This is a genomic window from Pontibacter virosus, assembly GCF_003096355.1.
GTDB lineage: Bacteria > Bacteroidota > Bacteroidia > Cytophagales > Hymenobacteraceae > Pontibacter > Pontibacter virosus.
In genome coordinates this window covers 20,927-34,514 of record NZ_QEKI01000002.1, presented here as the reverse complement: position 1 = coordinate 34,514, position 13,588 = coordinate 20,927, and the positions used below count along the sequence as shown (strand labels likewise).

The window sequence follows — 13,588 nt, the reverse complement described above, 5'->3', positions numbered from 1 at the left end:
CAAGCCCTGATACTACAAGCTTCATCAGGGACACTACTATACCTTAACTGACACGTGGAAAAACAGGCAGCACAACTCACCCAGACCATCGACAGCATTTTAGCTGGAGCAGGGTCGCTGCTGCCCGAACTGCTGCTGGCCCTCTTCTTCCTGCTGCTAGTTACCCTCGACCTCTTCAAGTCCAAAACAGTAAAGCGGCTGCTGCCCTGGGTGACGCTCACCGGGCTGTTTTCGGTACTGGTGCTGCTGGTGCTGGACAGGCATGTGGCTGAGGTACAGTTCCTGAACCTGTTGCGCTCCGACGGCATTGCACGGTACGCAGGCATACTCTTCAGCCTGACGGGCATCTTTACCATCCTGCTCTCCCTGCAAAACCCGAAAATAGAAAAGCGCAAGCAGGGCGAAGGCCGTGGCGAGTACTATGCCCTGATCCTGATGCTCGTGCTGGGACTCAACCTGATGGCCAAATCGGTGAACCTGCTGATGGTTTTCCTGGCGATAGAGCTGGTCTCCATTGCCTCCTATATCCTGACGCTTACCCTGAAAGAAGAAAAAAGAGCTGTGGAGGCCGGCCTGAAATACGTGCTCTACGGTACACTGTCGGCAGGAGTAATGCTCTACGGTATGTCCTTTTTCTACGGCCTGACCGGCTCGCTGGACTATACCCTGGTTTCGTTCTGGCGCAGTCTGCTCGATGCCAGTCCGCTGATGGTGACGGTAGCGGCTATCCTGGTGTTCGCTGGGTTCTTATTCAAAATATCGGCAGCTCCATTTCACTTCTGGACGCCGGACGTTTACCAGGGAGCACCCATGCCCATCGTAGCGCTTTTCTCGACAGGTCCTAAGATAGCGGGCATCATTGTGATCATGCGCTTTGTGGCTGCCTTCGCTGACCCAACCATCGCCAGTGCCTTCTCCGATGTGCAGCTTTTCCTGGGTATAGCTGCCCTGGCTACCTTGGCAGTGGGCAATTTCACAGCACTCTGGCAGCGTACGCCGCGTCGTCTGATGGCTTTCTCGTCGGTATCACATGCCGGTTTTCTGCTGATGGCGCTGCTGGCTTTTGGCAGTGACTATACCGTGAGCGTGTTCTTTTACATGACGGTGCTTGTTTTCATGAATTTCGGCATGTTTCTGTTCCTGCAGATGGCTGAGGAAGACTGGCAGGTGCGCACGCTCGAGGATTTTCAGGGCATGGGTCCCCGCATTCCGTTTGCCGGCGTTTTAGCGCTACTCTTTCTGCTCTCATTAACGGGGCTGCCGCCGCTGGCCGGCTTCATGGGCAAGCTGCTGGTCTTTAGCAACGTGTGGGAGGCCTATACCGCTACCGGACAGCCGATGCTGCTGGCTTTGCTCGTGGTGGGCATCCTACTCACGGGGGTGGCTTTGTTCTACTATATCAAAATACCGTATTACCTTTTCCTGAAAAGGAATCAAACTGACAAAAATTTAGTTATTTCACTGTCAAATAAGCTGCTGCTGGTTTTTTTCGCCCTGCCGCTGCTGGTCTTCTTTTTTAAACCTGACCTGCTGCTGCACTGGATAGAGAAACTGCTGGCCTAGATACTTTTACAACCCTATGAGCGATTCCATTAAGCACGAATGCGGTATAGCCCTGATCAGGCTCCGAAAACCAATCGAGTATTACGTTGAAAAGTATGGCACTCCGATGTACGGTGTCAACAAGCTATACCTGCTGATGCAAAAGCAGCACAACCGCGGCCAGGACGGGGCAGGGGTAGCCAGTATCAAGATTGATGCCGGTCCTGGTATGGAGTATATCAACCGCTTCCGTTCAGTAAAGACCCGCGCCATCGACAGTATTTTCGGCAAGATTGGCAAGGAGTTTAAAAAGCTGAAGGAAGAGCAGCCTGAGAAAGTACTTGACACGAACTGGGTATGGGAGAACCTCCCTTTTCTGGGCGATGTATACCTGGGCCACCTGCGCTACGGTACGCACGGCATCAACAGCGTAGACAACTGCCACCCGATGGTGCGTGAAAACAACTGGCGCAGCCGCAGTCTGGCTGTGGCTGGTAACTTCAACATGACTAACGTGGATGAGCAGTTCCAGAAACTCATCGAGTTGGGCCAGCACCCGAAGCAAAAGTCTGACACCATTACGGTGCTCGAAAAGATCGGCCACTTCCTGGATGAAGAGAACCAGATGCTGTTCGAGTCTTACAAAGACGACTACTCCAACAAAGAAATCACGCTCCTGATTGAAGATAACCTGAGCCTGCAGCGTGTACTCAAGCGTGCCTGCAAGGACTTTGACGGCGGCTATGCCATGGCAGGTTTGACCGGCTACGGCGCTTCTTTTGTAGTGCGCGACCCGAACGGCATTCGCCCGGCCTACTATTACATGGATGACGAGGTGGTGGTAATTGCCTCCGAAAAACCGGCTATCAAGACTGCCTTCGATATTGAGTATAGCGAGATCCGTGAGATCACGCCGGGCCATGCCCTGATCGTGGACAAGGCCGGCAACGCCGATCTGAAAGAGATCATGCCGCAGCTCGAGAAAAAATCCTGCAGTTTTGAGCGCATCTACTTCTCCCGTGGCAACGACCCGGAGATCTATGAAGAGCGCAAGAACATGGGCCGCCGCCTGTGCCCGCAGATTTTGGAGGCCATCGACTACGACCTGAAAAACACGGTATTCTCTTATATTCCGAACACAGCGGAGTCATCGTGGCTCGGCATGATGAAGGGGATTGAAGACTACCTGCGCGCCTACCGCAAGCAAGCCATCCTGAACCAGGAGCTGAACGAAGAGCAACTTGACGAGATTTTACAGTTCAAGCCGCGTGCCGAGAAGCTGGTGATCAAAGACGTGAAACTGCGTACCTTCATCACTGACAACGACAGCCGCGACGACCTGGTAACGCACGTGTACGACACGACCTACGAGGTTGTGAAGAAGGGCATCGACACCCTGGTAGTGCTCGACGACTCCATTGTGCGCGGCACGACGCTGGAGAAAAGTATCATCCGCATGTTGGACAAATTGGAGCCGAAGAAGATCATCATCGTTTCGTGCGCACCGCAGATCCGCTACCCGGATTGCTATGGCATCGATATGTCGCGCGTGAAGGAATTTGTGGCTTTCCGTGCCATGCTGGCTTTGCTGAAAGACCGTGGCCTGTACTACAAAGTAGACGAGGTATACGACAAGATACAGGCCGCACAGGGTACATCAGCCATCATGGAGACCAATTACGTGAAAGAGCTCTTTGACCTGTTCACGCATGATGAGATTTCCACAAAAGTATCAGAGATCGTGAAAGCCCCAGAAGTGAACGCGGAGGTACAGGTAATCTACCAGCGCATCGAGGACCTGCACCTGGCCTGCCCGAACCACAGTGGCGACTGGTACTTTACCGGTAACTACCCAACTCCGGGCGGTACCCGTGTCGTGAACCGCGCTTTTATGAACTTCGTAGAAAACAAGGCCGTACGCGCCTACTAGTAGAGATTCATTTTAATTTTTAAAGGCCTGTTCTGTTAAAGGACAGGCCTTTTTTGTTAGCCACAACTGTCTGAGAGAGGTATAGCCCAGTCGTAGCCTGAGCCTTTTTCCGAACAAATCTGGATTTCTCTGCTTTTAACCAAACCTGGTCCTGGTCGTTAACCAAGTTCAGGAAGCAAAGAGGTATAGATGACGCATAAAACAGGTTTTTGGCAGAAGACAATAGAGATACTGAAAGATTCTTACAGAAATTTTCTGCGGGACGAGCCCATTGTGTACAGCGCGGCCATTGCTTTTTTTACCATTTTCTCATTGCCCGCCATCCTGATCGTACTCACCTTGGCCGGCTCCATGTTCTTCTCAGAAGAGACGGTGCGGGCTGAGATCGTCAAGCAAATGGAGGAGTTGATGAGCAAGGAGGTAGGAAGCCAGGTAAGCGATCTGCTGGACAACGTGACGCAAATTCCGATCGGTTTCTGGAGTATCCTGATTGGGCTGGGCTTTTTGCTGCTGATGAGCCTGGTATTTGATGCCGCCTTGATGGTCTTCAGTGATCAGCTGTACGAGCTGCTGGAGGAGCACCTGACTTCGGCCATCAAACTGATCAAGACTGCTTTTTCTATTCTGGTCGTGCTGACCTTTTTCACGGCCATCCATAAAATCTTGCCCGATGCCAAAGTGCAGTGGCGGGACGCGTTGGCTGGAGGGATCATTACCTCCATTCTGTTTCTGATCGGCAAGGAGCTAATCAACTACATCTTGGGCAGTGTGAAAGTAGTGGGGTTCTATGCTGCGGCGGGATCTTTTGTCGTGGTACTGCTATGGGTGTTCTACTCATCTGTCATCCTAATGCTGGGGGCCGAAGTAACCAAAGCCTATGCCAACAACCACGGTCGCAAAGTGGAACCTTCAGAAATTGCGGAGAGGTTTGAAAAGGTGAACGGGGACAAGGTGTAACTACTTGGTAAGGTCTGCTATCGCCATCACAGCAAAAGCAACCGTGCCGCCATACACTGCAAATTTGGTGATGGGGGATGCATTGGAAAGAAAGGCAGTATGCTGGTTGTATTTGATGATGCCCATGAGCGTAAGGGACAGGTATAGGAATAGGGCCAATGGGATGATGTTGAAGAGGATTTCGAAGATGTCACTTGCCATGGGTACGCCTGAATTTTGATGGGTATAGTGCAAATATAGGTATAAATGGCAGGCTGCCGTATCTTTGCCTGGAACAAAAGATCAATCATAGCTTCCTATACCTCCATGGCCTTTATCAAAATCTGCAAAGCCTTTCACGACCTGACTCCTGACGAACTATATGACATGCTGCGGCTTCGGAGCGAAGTGTTCGTAGTAGAGCAAAACTGTGTGTTCCCAGACATGGACGACAAGGACCAGCTGTGCCATCATGTCCTTTTCTACAACGAGGACCGGATATTAGTCGCCACCTCCAGACTGGTGCCGGCAGGGGTGGCTTACTCGGATATGATGTCGATTGGGCGCATTGTGACGAGCCAGTTGGTGCGTGGCACGGGGGTAGGGAAGGAACTGGTAGAGATGTCGATTGAGGAATGCTACCGGCTATTTGGAAAAGGAGCAATCCGGATCGGAGCGCAACTGTATGCCAAGAAGTTTTACGAACGCTTCGGGTTTGAACAGTCCAGCGAAGTATACGACGAAGACGGCATCGACCATATCAAGATGGTGAAGCAGGTATAGCAAGTAGTTGAAATATAGCGTTTTTTTATTATCTTGTTTCATAATCCCGAGGCGCTATGAAAACAAGGATTGTATATCGGTATGTCTTGCTGCTCGTACTGGTCTGTGGGCTGTACGCCTGCACAATAGAAGAGGACGACTACATCAGCAAATACTGCCCCGGATCCTGCACGGAGGTAAGCGGCAGGGTGCTACACGGCAATGGGCAGCCCATCAAAAACATGCAATTGCTTGCGACCTGGAAAGACATGCATTACCTGAGTGGTGGCACCATCCGGAAAAAGGCTGTGGCCTATACCGACGACAACGGCAACTATACCTTGCGTTTTCTGCTTCGCGATGCTGAAATGGCGGATGGATACATAGAAGTAGCACCGCAAGGAAGGGCTTGCGGTCAGGTGGATTGTCAACGCTATACCTTGTCCTGGGATGAACTGAAACGCGACACGACCTTCACACACAATTTTGTGATCAATTAAAGTGCCCATCCCGCTGACTATACCTGTCTAAACCGCCAAATCCTATGTTCCACCCGCTGTACCGTCATCTTTTGGTCATTGCTTTGCTGGTATGCTTTTCCGCTGCGGCACAGGCACAGCGTGTTCACCGTTTCGGGCTGCAGGTCGGAGCTGCATCTCCAATCGGCGATTTCAAGAAAGACCGCTTTGAGGATGACTACCCGCCAATGGCCAGAAGAGGGGTGAACGTGCAAGGAACCTACCGGGTGGATGTAAAGCCGTATCTGGCAGTGGGCGCCTCGGCAGGATTTCGTTTTCACCGCTTTGATATGGATGCCTTTGCAGCACCCGACGATGCACTGGCACTACGCCGGGAAGCGACCGGCTGGAAAAGTACCCATACGCTGGCCGACCTATACCTGCAAACTCCCCCCGGTACCTTGTTTGGTTATGTAAAAGGCTCCTTGGGGGGAGCTCACAACCAATCACCGGAGGTGCAGGTTGACACACCCTACGGACCCATCCGCCGCAGCTCAGACACGGCACTGGCACTTGCTTACGGGATAGCCAGCGGGTTTGCCATACAGGATGGTCGCTTTCTCCTTAGCCTGGACATCGGTCTGCTCGCTACGCAGCCTGCCTTTGAGGTAACCAATGCACAGGGTGTCAGAAGCACTTTGAAGCAACCCATGCACACGATCAACTCCACGCTGGGACTGAGCTATACCTTGTAAAAAGCCGCCAAACAAAAGGCCCGAGCAGCTTCGCCCGGGCCTTTTGTTTGAATATAGAAAGCTGCGTTCTGAGGATAGTTGGCTGCTTAAATCACCATCACTAGTTTTGCGAATGCATCGAACAGTTGCAGCAGTCTGGTTGTAAGTGCCACTTTCTGCTCCTCTGCCGACTCCTCTTAATCTACGGTAGTTTGTGCAGCTGGTGTGTTTGCGCTTGCCAGGCTGGCGGCTGGTTTAGTTAGATGGCAGGTCACTTCCTGATCGTGATGAACTGCAGCGCATGAGGTTTGCAAAGTCGCCCTGCTGTTGCCACGCGACAGGCTTATAAAGAGAAGTCCTCCTAACAAGATCAGTCCTGTTTTTTTCATAGCGGTGCGGGGTTTATTTGCGCAAAATAGCCAGGGCCTCTCCGGAAAGCTCTACCTGAGCCTGCTCAGACAATGTGTACTGCAGTTCAGGTATGGCCACATTAAGTAAGGTCAGGTGGCTGCGGTTGCGGATGTTCAGGTTTGCCTGCTGGATATTATTGTCCGGATGAATAAGCAACTTCGAGTCACTTTCAGGGCTGGTGCCTGTTACGGCCTGCAGGTGCTGTAGCTCATTACCGAGCAGTTGCACCAGCACCCCATTGTCAAGTTCCAGCCTGAGGCTATCCTGCTTAAATCCATACAGCGACGTGTTCAGGTAACTAGCTGTGTTCAGGCGCTGGATGTTGGTCACCTGCTTGCCATTCAGGGCATGCATCGCGTTGGCGCGCAGGGTATGCAGCATGGGAGTCTTGATGATGAGGTGCGGTGCGCCCCAGCCTCGCACACCTTTTTGCCTGTCATTGGTCGTCACATCGATCTGCAGCGTTTTGTTTTCCTGGTTGATCTGCACCACTTCTTCATTTCCTTTGTACAGGTATACGGCATGTTGCTCGCCGGGCTCAATCAACACTTTGAGCATATCGCCGGCATTCACCTCCACTTCATCAAAGCCATTGAAGTCCATGGCGATGTAGTTTTTGTAGGGATCCTGGTATGACTTGGTGTTGTATTCGGCTTTCAGGGCAATGTTGTAGGTTGCCAGTGCACTGACAAGCATCACTAAAGCGAAGACTAATAGTTTATTGCTGGTTTTCATGGTTTCTGCTCGATTTCTGGTTCGTAATTTTCTGATTTGTATGCTTCGTAGCGCTTCTGTATCTCTTCCAGGTCTATTTCTAGCAAAGAGATATTTTTGAAAAACGCTGGCAGGTCCTGCTGCAGAAAGCGCTCTTTGCGCTGCGCCTTCACCTTCTTCACGGCGTCCGGCATCACAAAAAAACCAAGGCCGCGCTTGTTGTAGATCACCTCCTGGTTCTGGAGCTGCTCGTAGGTGCGCATCACCGTATTGGGGTTCACCTGAAAGGTCACCGCCAGGTCGCGCACCGAAGGGATCTTTTCTTCTGCTGCCCACTTGCCCAACAGAATCTGGTCGCTGACGTGCGCCGCAATCTGCAGGTAAATGGGTTCGTTTTCTTTAAATTCCATGGTATTTCCTCCCCGCTAAACTTGTTTCTCTTTGATCTTAAAATAAGCCACTACCCAACTCACAAGCGCCAGCACAACCAGCAGCAACAGGACAAGCGGCTCATTTCCTTCGTAGGCACCCACTTCAAAACGCTTATCATTTTCCATAAAATAGGCCGCTGAGAAAGGACCGGCCGATGCCAGGTCGCGACCGAGCATGGCCTGCAAAACCTGCTTGTTTAGGTTGTAAAGCAGCAGGATGCCCAGAAAACCCGCAAAAGCCGTCTTGATGAAATGGTGCTTGTTGAAGTAAGCCGAACCCACTAGCATCAGGGCGTTGAACAGTGCATAAAAGGTCAGCAGTATGTGCAGAGGCGGCTCAGAAGTAAGAATATTAATTACTTCATGTTCTGGCCCCACGCGCGGGTCGATGCTGAGCAGGATATAGATGATCAAATAAAAGGAAGGTATAAATAGCAGCAGGTATATTGGGAATGAGTACAGCCAGCCGACCAGGTATTTCTCCAACTGAGAAGCCGGCAGGGTCAGGAAAGCGATGGCCTTCTTTTTGTCGCCCAGTTGCGCAAATACGGTGCTCGAAAACACCATGCCTGCACCCATCAGAAAGAACAGGAAGAAGATGGACTGCTCGGTAGCTGGCATTGGGCTTACAGCCATATAACTGGCGGTGCCCATAATCAGGAACATGGCGCCAAGCAGCACAGCCAGTGACATCAGGTAAGTTTTGTAGTGCTCCACGGTATGCTTGCGAAATAGCAGCGCAAAGCGGCTCAGGTTAAAGTGATTGCTCATAGTGAGGTCTTTGAAGAATTTCGGTTACAGATGTGTTACCACTGGTAATGGCATTGAAGAGCAGTTCCATGTCGACTTTGCTGTAGTTGCCCATCAGGTTCGGTAGGATGGCCTGCTTGCCGCGCAGCGCATCTTCGGCGTAGATGGCCTGGTGAGCTTCAGATTCAGGTATAGTGGTGAAGGTAAGCCGTTCGCTGATGGCATCGAGCGACTCGTTCAGCACGATCTCCCGGTCATGCACTACCACCAGCGTATCAATTAGGCTGTCGAGGTCGCGCACCTGGTGGGTGGAGATGATGATGCGTCTGAACTGTACTTTAGAGGGTATATCCAGGCTATTGGTTGGCTCGTCCATAATCAGCACACTGGTATTGGTGGCCAGACCAAAGGCGATGATGGCTTTCTTCTGCTGCCCAAACGACATTTTGCTGAACACGGCATGTTCTGGCACCTCAAACTCGGAAAGGTAACGGTAAAAGGCATCCTGGTCGAAGAAGGGATAGAAGGGCGCTGTGTTCGCTACAAACTGTTTGGCTGTGAGCGACGGCATGTAGATTTCTTCCGGAATGAAATAGAGATTCGCGAGCATAGCCGGCTGGCGTTTGTGCGAGGCAAAACCGTTTACCCGGCAACTGCCCTCCATCGGAGAAACCAGCCCGACCATGTTCTTGAGCAGCGTGGATTTGCCCGCGCCGTTTTTGCCGAGAAGTCCATAAATATGGCCCTCCCGCAGCGTGAGATTCAGGTTTCGGAACAGCAGCGACTTGCGGCTATACCCAAAACTGAGGTTTTTGATCTCTATCATTTACGTTTGTTTTAGTGTATTAGTTATATAGTACACTACAAATGTAGATATAGTTTTATCAATACCAAATTATTTTTAAAAAATATTTAATGAACGGTATATAAGCAAAGAATCAGGGGTGTAGAATCAACTTTACCTGTGGTTTTAAATAAAATTGGGAATCTACTTAGGAAATAAAAAAAGAGGGGAAAAGGGGGGCGGTCTGCTAATCAGGTATAGCTATACCTGAAAAGAGGGATGGTTAGAAATGGCAAGGTATACCTGTTCTGCGTCCTGCTTTTCGAATATCTTCTGAGACGCTCCGAAGTCAAGCACAAGCTTGGCGGTTTGCTGTTCGGTTTCTGGTTTAAAATATGCATAGCACAGTTTGCCGATATCCAGCAGGAAGACAGCACGCATCGCGCCATTGCCGAGCTGTATACTTACAAAGCTGCTGTTATCGTGCTGCATGGCTATACCTTGGTTCTGCTCAGGTATACGTTAGTTTCGGAACTTCTGCGTGATCATTAAACCATGGTCCTCGCTTTGCAATACGGCAATACCTACCCGCCCGAAACGCAAGTGCAGGATGTTGGCCCGATGGCCCGGCGACTCCATCAGCCCTTCGTGAGCGATGTGGAGGGTGGGGGCCAGGGCCAGGTTTTCGCCGGCAGCCCTGAACGGTATATTGGCAGCCCGTATTCTGTCTGCAGCGCTGGCTCCCTCCGGCGAGACATGCGAAAAATAGCCGCGCGTAAACATATCGGCCGCGTGGCGGCGGGCAACAGACGTGAGGGCCGTGTCTGCCTGCAAAGGCTGCAGTCCTTTGGCTATGCGCTCCTCGTTCAAAAGCTCGAGCATGCGCGCCTCCAGCGCCGGTTGTGGCTGGTAGTCATCGGTGGTGAAGGGCAGCTCAATGTACTCATCCGTCTTCGTCGCAATGGTGAGTTCGTTAAGGGTGCGCTCTGCCACGCGGTCAAATACGGATGTCAGTTCATCTTCTGCCAAATGGGTATAGTCACCAAATCGGCCTGCCAGGTTGCTGCCCTGCACATAGCTTCGAACGTGTTCCGGAAGTGGAAGCAACAGCAGCAGAACGGATATGATCGCGATGGTGATGACGCCACTGATCATTCCCGGCACGGTGCCAAGCGCTTTGTTCACGGGGTGGTCGTGCAGTTCATCTGAAAACAGATCCAGAATGAGCGAGCCGATGAACTGAATGAGCATGCTGGAAAGCACCGCAATGACAAAAAAGGAGATGGGCGGAATCCAGTACACATTCCAGTCGGTGGCGCGGCTGAGCCAGTCGGCGAGTGAAGGATAGAGCCGAAAGCTCAGCAGCAGGGAGCCCACCCAGCGCACCAGATCCAGTACACTAAAGGCAAAACCACGACGCCAGCCCATGTAGGCACTGAGGAGCACAATCAGGGTGAGAAGGATATCAAGGGCGTTCATTCCAAATATTTATTTAAAAATAGTACGGACCGATGGCTCCCAAAGATAGAAGCGGTAGCTGGTCCTGCCTTATCCGTTGGCGACAATTAATAAGGTATGGTGCGACTCTTTCCAAGCTTTCTGCGTAGACGAAGAAGTCCCAAAAAAGACATCATCAGCTAACTAAGTTACAAAATACGTATGAATATTACCGTATACCCTGGCAGTCCCTACCCGCTGGGCGCCACCTGGGATGGCGAAGGCGTGAACTTTGCCCTGTACGCCGACAACGCTACTGGCGTAGAACTGTGCCTCTTTAACACGACTGAAGATGAGAGTGAGTCGGTGAAAATCAAGATGACCGAACGCACCCATCAGGTATGGCACGCGTATCTGCCCGAAATCAGGCCCGGCCAACTGTACGGCTACCGTGTATACGGACCCTACGAACCGTCCAACGGACACCGTTTCAATCCGAACAAGCTCCTGATCGACCCTTACGCCAAAGCCATTTCGGGCACGATCAACTGGCATGATTCCCTCTTCGGCTACGAAGTAGGCAGTTCTGAAGAAGACCTAAAGATGAGCACGCTCGACAGCGCTCCGTTTATACCTTACAGCGTGGTGGTAGATCCAAATTACGATTGGGAGGGAGACAAATCCCCTAAAATACCCTACCACAAGTCCATCATCTACGAAGCGCACGTCAAAGGCCTGACCAAGCTGCATCCGGACATCCCGGAGGAAATCCGCGGTACGTATGCGGCCATCGCGCATCCGGTTACCATCCAGTACCTGCAGGAATTGGGGATCACGGCGATCGAACTGATGCCGGTACACCACTTCATCACCGACCGGCACCTGGCCGACAACGGTCTGACGAACTACTGGGGCTATAATTCCATTGGTTTTTTTGCGCCGGATGTGCGTTACTCCAGCAACGGTACGCTGGGGGAGCAGGTGACAGAGTTTAAGGACATGGTGAAGGCCCTGCACAAGGCAGGTATAGAGGTGATTCTGGATGTGGTGTACAACCACACCGGCGAGGGCAACCACATGGGGCCAACGCTGTCGTTCCGGGGCGTAGACAACTCATCTTACTACCGCATGGTAGAGGAAGACAAGCGCTTTTACATGGACTACACGGGTACGGGCAACACCCTCAACGCCATGATGCCGCCGGTGCTGCGCCTGATCATGGACAGCCTGCGCTACTGGATTCTGGAGATGCACGTGGACGGCTTCCGTTTTGACCTGGCCGCCACACTCGCCCGCGAACTGCACGAAGTAGACCGCCTGGGCTCCTTCTTCGACATCATCCACCAGGACCCGGTTATATCACAGGTAAAACTGATTGCCGAGCCCTGGGACATTGGGGAAGGCGGCTACCTGGTGGGCAAGTTTCCGCCGGGCTGGGCCGAGTGGAACGGCAAGTACCGCGACTGCATACGCGACTACTGGCGCGGAGAGGGAGGCAACCTGGGCGAGTTTGCCGAGCGCTTCACGGGCAGTTCCGATTTGTATCGGGATGACTGGCGACGTCCAACGGCCAGTATTAACTTCATCACGGCCCATGACGGCTTCACGCTCAACGACCTGGTGTCTTACAACGAAAAGCACAACGAGGCCAACGGCGAAAACAACAATGACGGGGAGAGCCACAATCGCTCCTGGAACTGCGGGGTCGAAGGTCCAACCGAAGAGAAAAAGATCATTGAGCTGCGCAACAGGCAAAAGCGCAATTTCCTTACCACGCTGTTTCTCTCGCAGGGGGTACCCATGCTGGTGGCCGGCGACGAGATAAGCCGATCGCAGCAGGGTAATAACAACGCCTACTGTCAGGACAACGAAATATCCTGGATCAACTGGCTTACCGCCGATAAGGAACTGCTTGCCTTCACTCAAAAACTAATTGAGATGCGCCGCAACCATCCGGTGTTCTGTCGCCGTCGCTGGTTTCAGGGGAGGCCAATCAAAGGAGTGGGCGTAGAAGATATCGCCTGGTTTCAGCCGGACGGATCGGAGATGACAGAAGAGCGCTGGAACCACGATCAGGCCAAGTCGCTGGGGGTGTTTCTGAACGGACGTGGTCTGCATTCGGTTGGCCCAAAAGGCGAGCAGATTATTGACGATAGCTTTTATGTGATCTTCAACGCCTACCACGAAGACGTGGACTACACCATACCTGAAGCCAGGTACGGCACGCAGTGGACCAAAATACTGGACACGCACCACAGTGAGATCAAAGATGACGGACCTACCGTGGAAGCCGGTGAGACTATACGAATAGAGAGTCGCTCTATTGTGCTGCTGCATCATCCGGTAGGGAAACTGGTGAATGTATAATATTAACTAAAGCGAAAGAACCATGGACGTAAATATCAAACACGATAAGGAATACCAGCAGTTTACCGCGAGTATGGGCGAAGAAGATGCTGAACTGGCCTATGCCACTCCCTCAGAGGAAGTAATGGATTTTACGCACACCTTCGTGCCTGAGTCGGCGCGGGGCAAGGGCATCGCAAACAAGTTGATAGAGGAAGGGCTGTGCTATGCAGAGGAGAACGGGAAGAAAGTGATCGCTACCTGTCCGGTAGTGAAGAAATTTATCGACAGAAACTCGAACTATCAGAAGCTGTTACAGGAATAGCCTGTACGAGTTGAAGATTAGGTATAGC

Annotated in this window: 16 protein-coding genes; 8 read left to right on the top strand and 8 right to left on the bottom strand. The window is 51.9% G+C overall.

The annotated features are described in order from the left end of the window. The first annotated feature begins 54 nt into the window (after nucleotides 1–54). The 3 genes from C8E01_RS03175 (at nucleotide 55) to C8E01_RS03165 (ending at nucleotide 4,429) form a co-directional block, all read left to right on the top strand. Nucleotides 55–1,563, top strand: coding sequence for an NADH-quinone oxidoreductase subunit N (locus C8E01_RS03175; protein WP_116541918.1), 1,509 nt, complete (start codon nucleotides 55–57; stop codon nucleotides 1,561–1,563). Between the two features lie 16 nt (nucleotides 1,564–1,579). Then, nucleotides 1,580–3,472 carry an amidophosphoribosyltransferase gene (locus C8E01_RS03170; RefSeq protein WP_116541917.1) on the top strand — a complete coding sequence of 631 codons (1,893 nt, stop codon included), beginning with the start codon at nucleotides 1,580–1,582 and terminating at the stop codon, nucleotides 3,470–3,472. A gap of 189 nt (nucleotides 3,473–3,661) precedes the next feature. Continuing rightward, complete coding sequence (locus C8E01_RS03165) at nucleotides 3,662–4,429, top strand: YihY/virulence factor BrkB family protein (RefSeq protein ID WP_116541916.1); 768 nt, start codon at nucleotides 3,662–3,664, stop codon at nucleotides 4,427–4,429. Here the strand turns inward: C8E01_RS03165 and C8E01_RS03160 are convergent, their stop codons facing one another. Continuing rightward, nucleotides 4,430–4,630, bottom strand: coding sequence for a hypothetical protein (locus tag C8E01_RS03160; RefSeq protein ID WP_116541915.1), 201 nt, complete (start codon nucleotides 4,628–4,630; stop codon nucleotides 4,430–4,432). 105 nt (nucleotides 4,631–4,735) lie between these two features. Between C8E01_RS03160 and C8E01_RS03155 the strand changes: the two genes are divergently transcribed. The 3 genes from C8E01_RS03155 to C8E01_RS03145 are packed head-to-tail and all read left to right on the top strand — an operon-like array spanning nucleotide 4,736 to nucleotide 6,383. Next, nucleotides 4,736–5,191 carry a GNAT family N-acetyltransferase gene (locus tag C8E01_RS03155; RefSeq protein ID WP_116542294.1) on the top strand — a complete coding sequence of 152 codons (456 nt, stop codon included), beginning with the start codon at nucleotides 4,736–4,738 and terminating at the stop codon, nucleotides 5,189–5,191. Between the two features lie 56 nt (nucleotides 5,192–5,247). Continuing rightward, nucleotides 5,248–5,670, top strand: a complete 423-nt coding sequence (locus tag C8E01_RS03150; protein ID WP_116541914.1) for a carboxypeptidase-like regulatory domain-containing protein — start codon at nucleotides 5,248–5,250, stop codon at nucleotides 5,668–5,670. A gap of 44 nt (nucleotides 5,671–5,714) precedes the next feature. Beyond that, nucleotides 5,715–6,383, top strand: coding sequence for an outer membrane beta-barrel protein (locus C8E01_RS03145; protein WP_116541913.1), 669 nt, complete (start codon nucleotides 5,715–5,717; stop codon nucleotides 6,381–6,383). Between the two features lie 176 nt (nucleotides 6,384–6,559). On the opposite strand, the gene C8E01_RS21430 is transcribed toward C8E01_RS03145, so the two are convergent. The 7 genes from C8E01_RS21430 to C8E01_RS03115 all read right to left on the bottom strand — a co-directional run bounded on the left by C8E01_RS21430 (nucleotide 6,560) and on the right by C8E01_RS03115 (nucleotide 10,931). After that, nucleotides 6,560–6,751 carry a hypothetical protein gene (locus tag C8E01_RS21430; RefSeq protein ID WP_133242708.1) on the bottom strand — a complete coding sequence of 64 codons (192 nt, stop codon included), beginning with the start codon at nucleotides 6,749–6,751 and terminating at the stop codon, nucleotides 6,560–6,562. Between the two features lie 13 nt (nucleotides 6,752–6,764). After that, complete coding sequence (locus C8E01_RS03140; protein ID WP_133242707.1) at nucleotides 6,765–7,508, bottom strand: hypothetical protein; 744 nt, start codon at nucleotides 7,506–7,508, stop codon at nucleotides 6,765–6,767. Beyond that, on the bottom strand, nucleotides 7,505–7,897 hold the full coding sequence (locus tag C8E01_RS03135; protein WP_116541911.1) for a GntR family transcriptional regulator: 393 nt from the start codon (nucleotides 7,895–7,897) through the stop codon (nucleotides 7,505–7,507). Before C8E01_RS03135 ends, C8E01_RS03140 begins: the two co-directional genes overlap by 4 nt. 15 nt (nucleotides 7,898–7,912) lie before the next feature. Continuing rightward, entirely contained in the window at nucleotides 7,913–8,689 is a 777-nt protein-coding gene (locus C8E01_RS03130) for a hypothetical protein (RefSeq protein WP_116541910.1), read from the bottom strand. After that, complete coding sequence (locus tag C8E01_RS03125) at nucleotides 8,673–9,494, bottom strand: ABC transporter ATP-binding protein (RefSeq protein WP_116541909.1); 822 nt, start codon at nucleotides 9,492–9,494, stop codon at nucleotides 8,673–8,675. The genes C8E01_RS03130 and C8E01_RS03125 overlap by 17 nt, the downstream gene beginning before the upstream one ends. Nucleotides 9,495–9,713: 219 nt before the next feature. Continuing rightward, nucleotides 9,714–9,944 (bottom strand): hypothetical protein, encoded by a 231-nt coding sequence (locus tag C8E01_RS03120; protein ID WP_116541908.1) that lies wholly within the window; start codon nucleotides 9,942–9,944, stop codon nucleotides 9,714–9,716. A 30-nt stretch (nucleotides 9,945–9,974) separates the two neighbouring features. Then, nucleotides 9,975–10,931: a CvpA family protein gene (locus C8E01_RS03115; RefSeq protein ID WP_116541907.1), complete on the bottom strand. Its 957-nt coding sequence runs from the start codon at nucleotides 10,929–10,931 to the stop codon at nucleotides 9,975–9,977. 180 nt (nucleotides 10,932–11,111) lie between these two features. Between C8E01_RS03115 and glgX the strand changes: the two genes are divergently transcribed. Then, a complete protein-coding gene (gene glgX, locus C8E01_RS03110; RefSeq protein ID WP_116541906.1) occupies nucleotides 11,112–13,256 on the top strand; it encodes a glycogen debranching protein GlgX in 2,145 nt (714 codons plus the stop codon). 22 nt (nucleotides 13,257–13,278) lie between these two features. Then, on the top strand, nucleotides 13,279–13,560 hold the full coding sequence (locus C8E01_RS03105; protein WP_116541905.1) for a GNAT family N-acetyltransferase: 282 nt from the start codon (nucleotides 13,279–13,281) through the stop codon (nucleotides 13,558–13,560). Nucleotides 13,561–13,588: the final 28 nt, after the last annotated feature.

Excerpts from the sequence above, each read along its gene's own strand:
- C8E01_RS03150 (WP_116541914.1), top strand. The coding sequence starts at position 5,248 with ATGAAAACAAGGATTGTATATCGGTATGTCTTGCTGCTCGTACTGGTC.
- C8E01_RS03105 (WP_116541905.1), top strand. The coding sequence starts at position 13,279 with ATGGACGTAAATATCAAACACGATAAGGAATACCAGCAGTTTACCGCG.
- C8E01_RS03125 (WP_116541909.1), bottom strand. The coding sequence starts at position 9,494 with ATGATAGAGATCAAAAACCTCAGTTTTGGGTATAGCCGCAAGTCGCTG.
- glgX (WP_116541906.1), top strand. The coding sequence starts at position 11,112 with ATGAATATTACCGTATACCCTGGCAGTCCCTACCCGCTGGGCGCCACC.
- C8E01_RS03145 (WP_116541913.1), top strand. The coding sequence starts at position 5,715 with ATGTTCCACCCGCTGTACCGTCATCTTTTGGTCATTGCTTTGCTGGTA.
- C8E01_RS03115 (WP_116541907.1), bottom strand. The coding sequence starts at position 10,931 with ATGAACGCCCTTGATATCCTTCTCACCCTGATTGTGCTCCTCAGTGCC.
- C8E01_RS03130 (WP_116541910.1), bottom strand. The coding sequence starts at position 8,689 with ATGAGCAATCACTTTAACCTGAGCCGCTTTGCGCTGCTATTTCGCAAG.
- C8E01_RS03165 (WP_116541916.1), top strand. The coding sequence starts at position 3,662 with ATGACGCATAAAACAGGTTTTTGGCAGAAGACAATAGAGATACTGAAA.
- C8E01_RS03140 (WP_133242707.1), bottom strand. The coding sequence starts at position 7,508 with ATGAAAACCAGCAATAAACTATTAGTCTTCGCTTTAGTGATGCTTGTC.
- C8E01_RS03135 (WP_116541911.1), bottom strand. The coding sequence starts at position 7,897 with ATGGAATTTAAAGAAAACGAACCCATTTACCTGCAGATTGCGGCGCAC.
- C8E01_RS03120 (WP_116541908.1), bottom strand. The coding sequence starts at position 9,944 with ATGCAGCACGATAACAGCAGCTTTGTAAGTATACAGCTCGGCAATGGC.
- C8E01_RS03160 (WP_116541915.1), bottom strand. The coding sequence starts at position 4,630 with ATGGCAAGTGACATCTTCGAAATCCTCTTCAACATCATCCCATTGGCC.
- C8E01_RS03170 (WP_116541917.1), top strand. The coding sequence starts at position 1,580 with ATGAGCGATTCCATTAAGCACGAATGCGGTATAGCCCTGATCAGGCTC.
- C8E01_RS03155 (WP_116542294.1), top strand. The coding sequence starts at position 4,736 with ATGGCCTTTATCAAAATCTGCAAAGCCTTTCACGACCTGACTCCTGAC.
- C8E01_RS21430 (WP_133242708.1), bottom strand. The coding sequence starts at position 6,751 with ATGAAAAAAACAGGACTGATCTTGTTAGGAGGACTTCTCTTTATAAGC.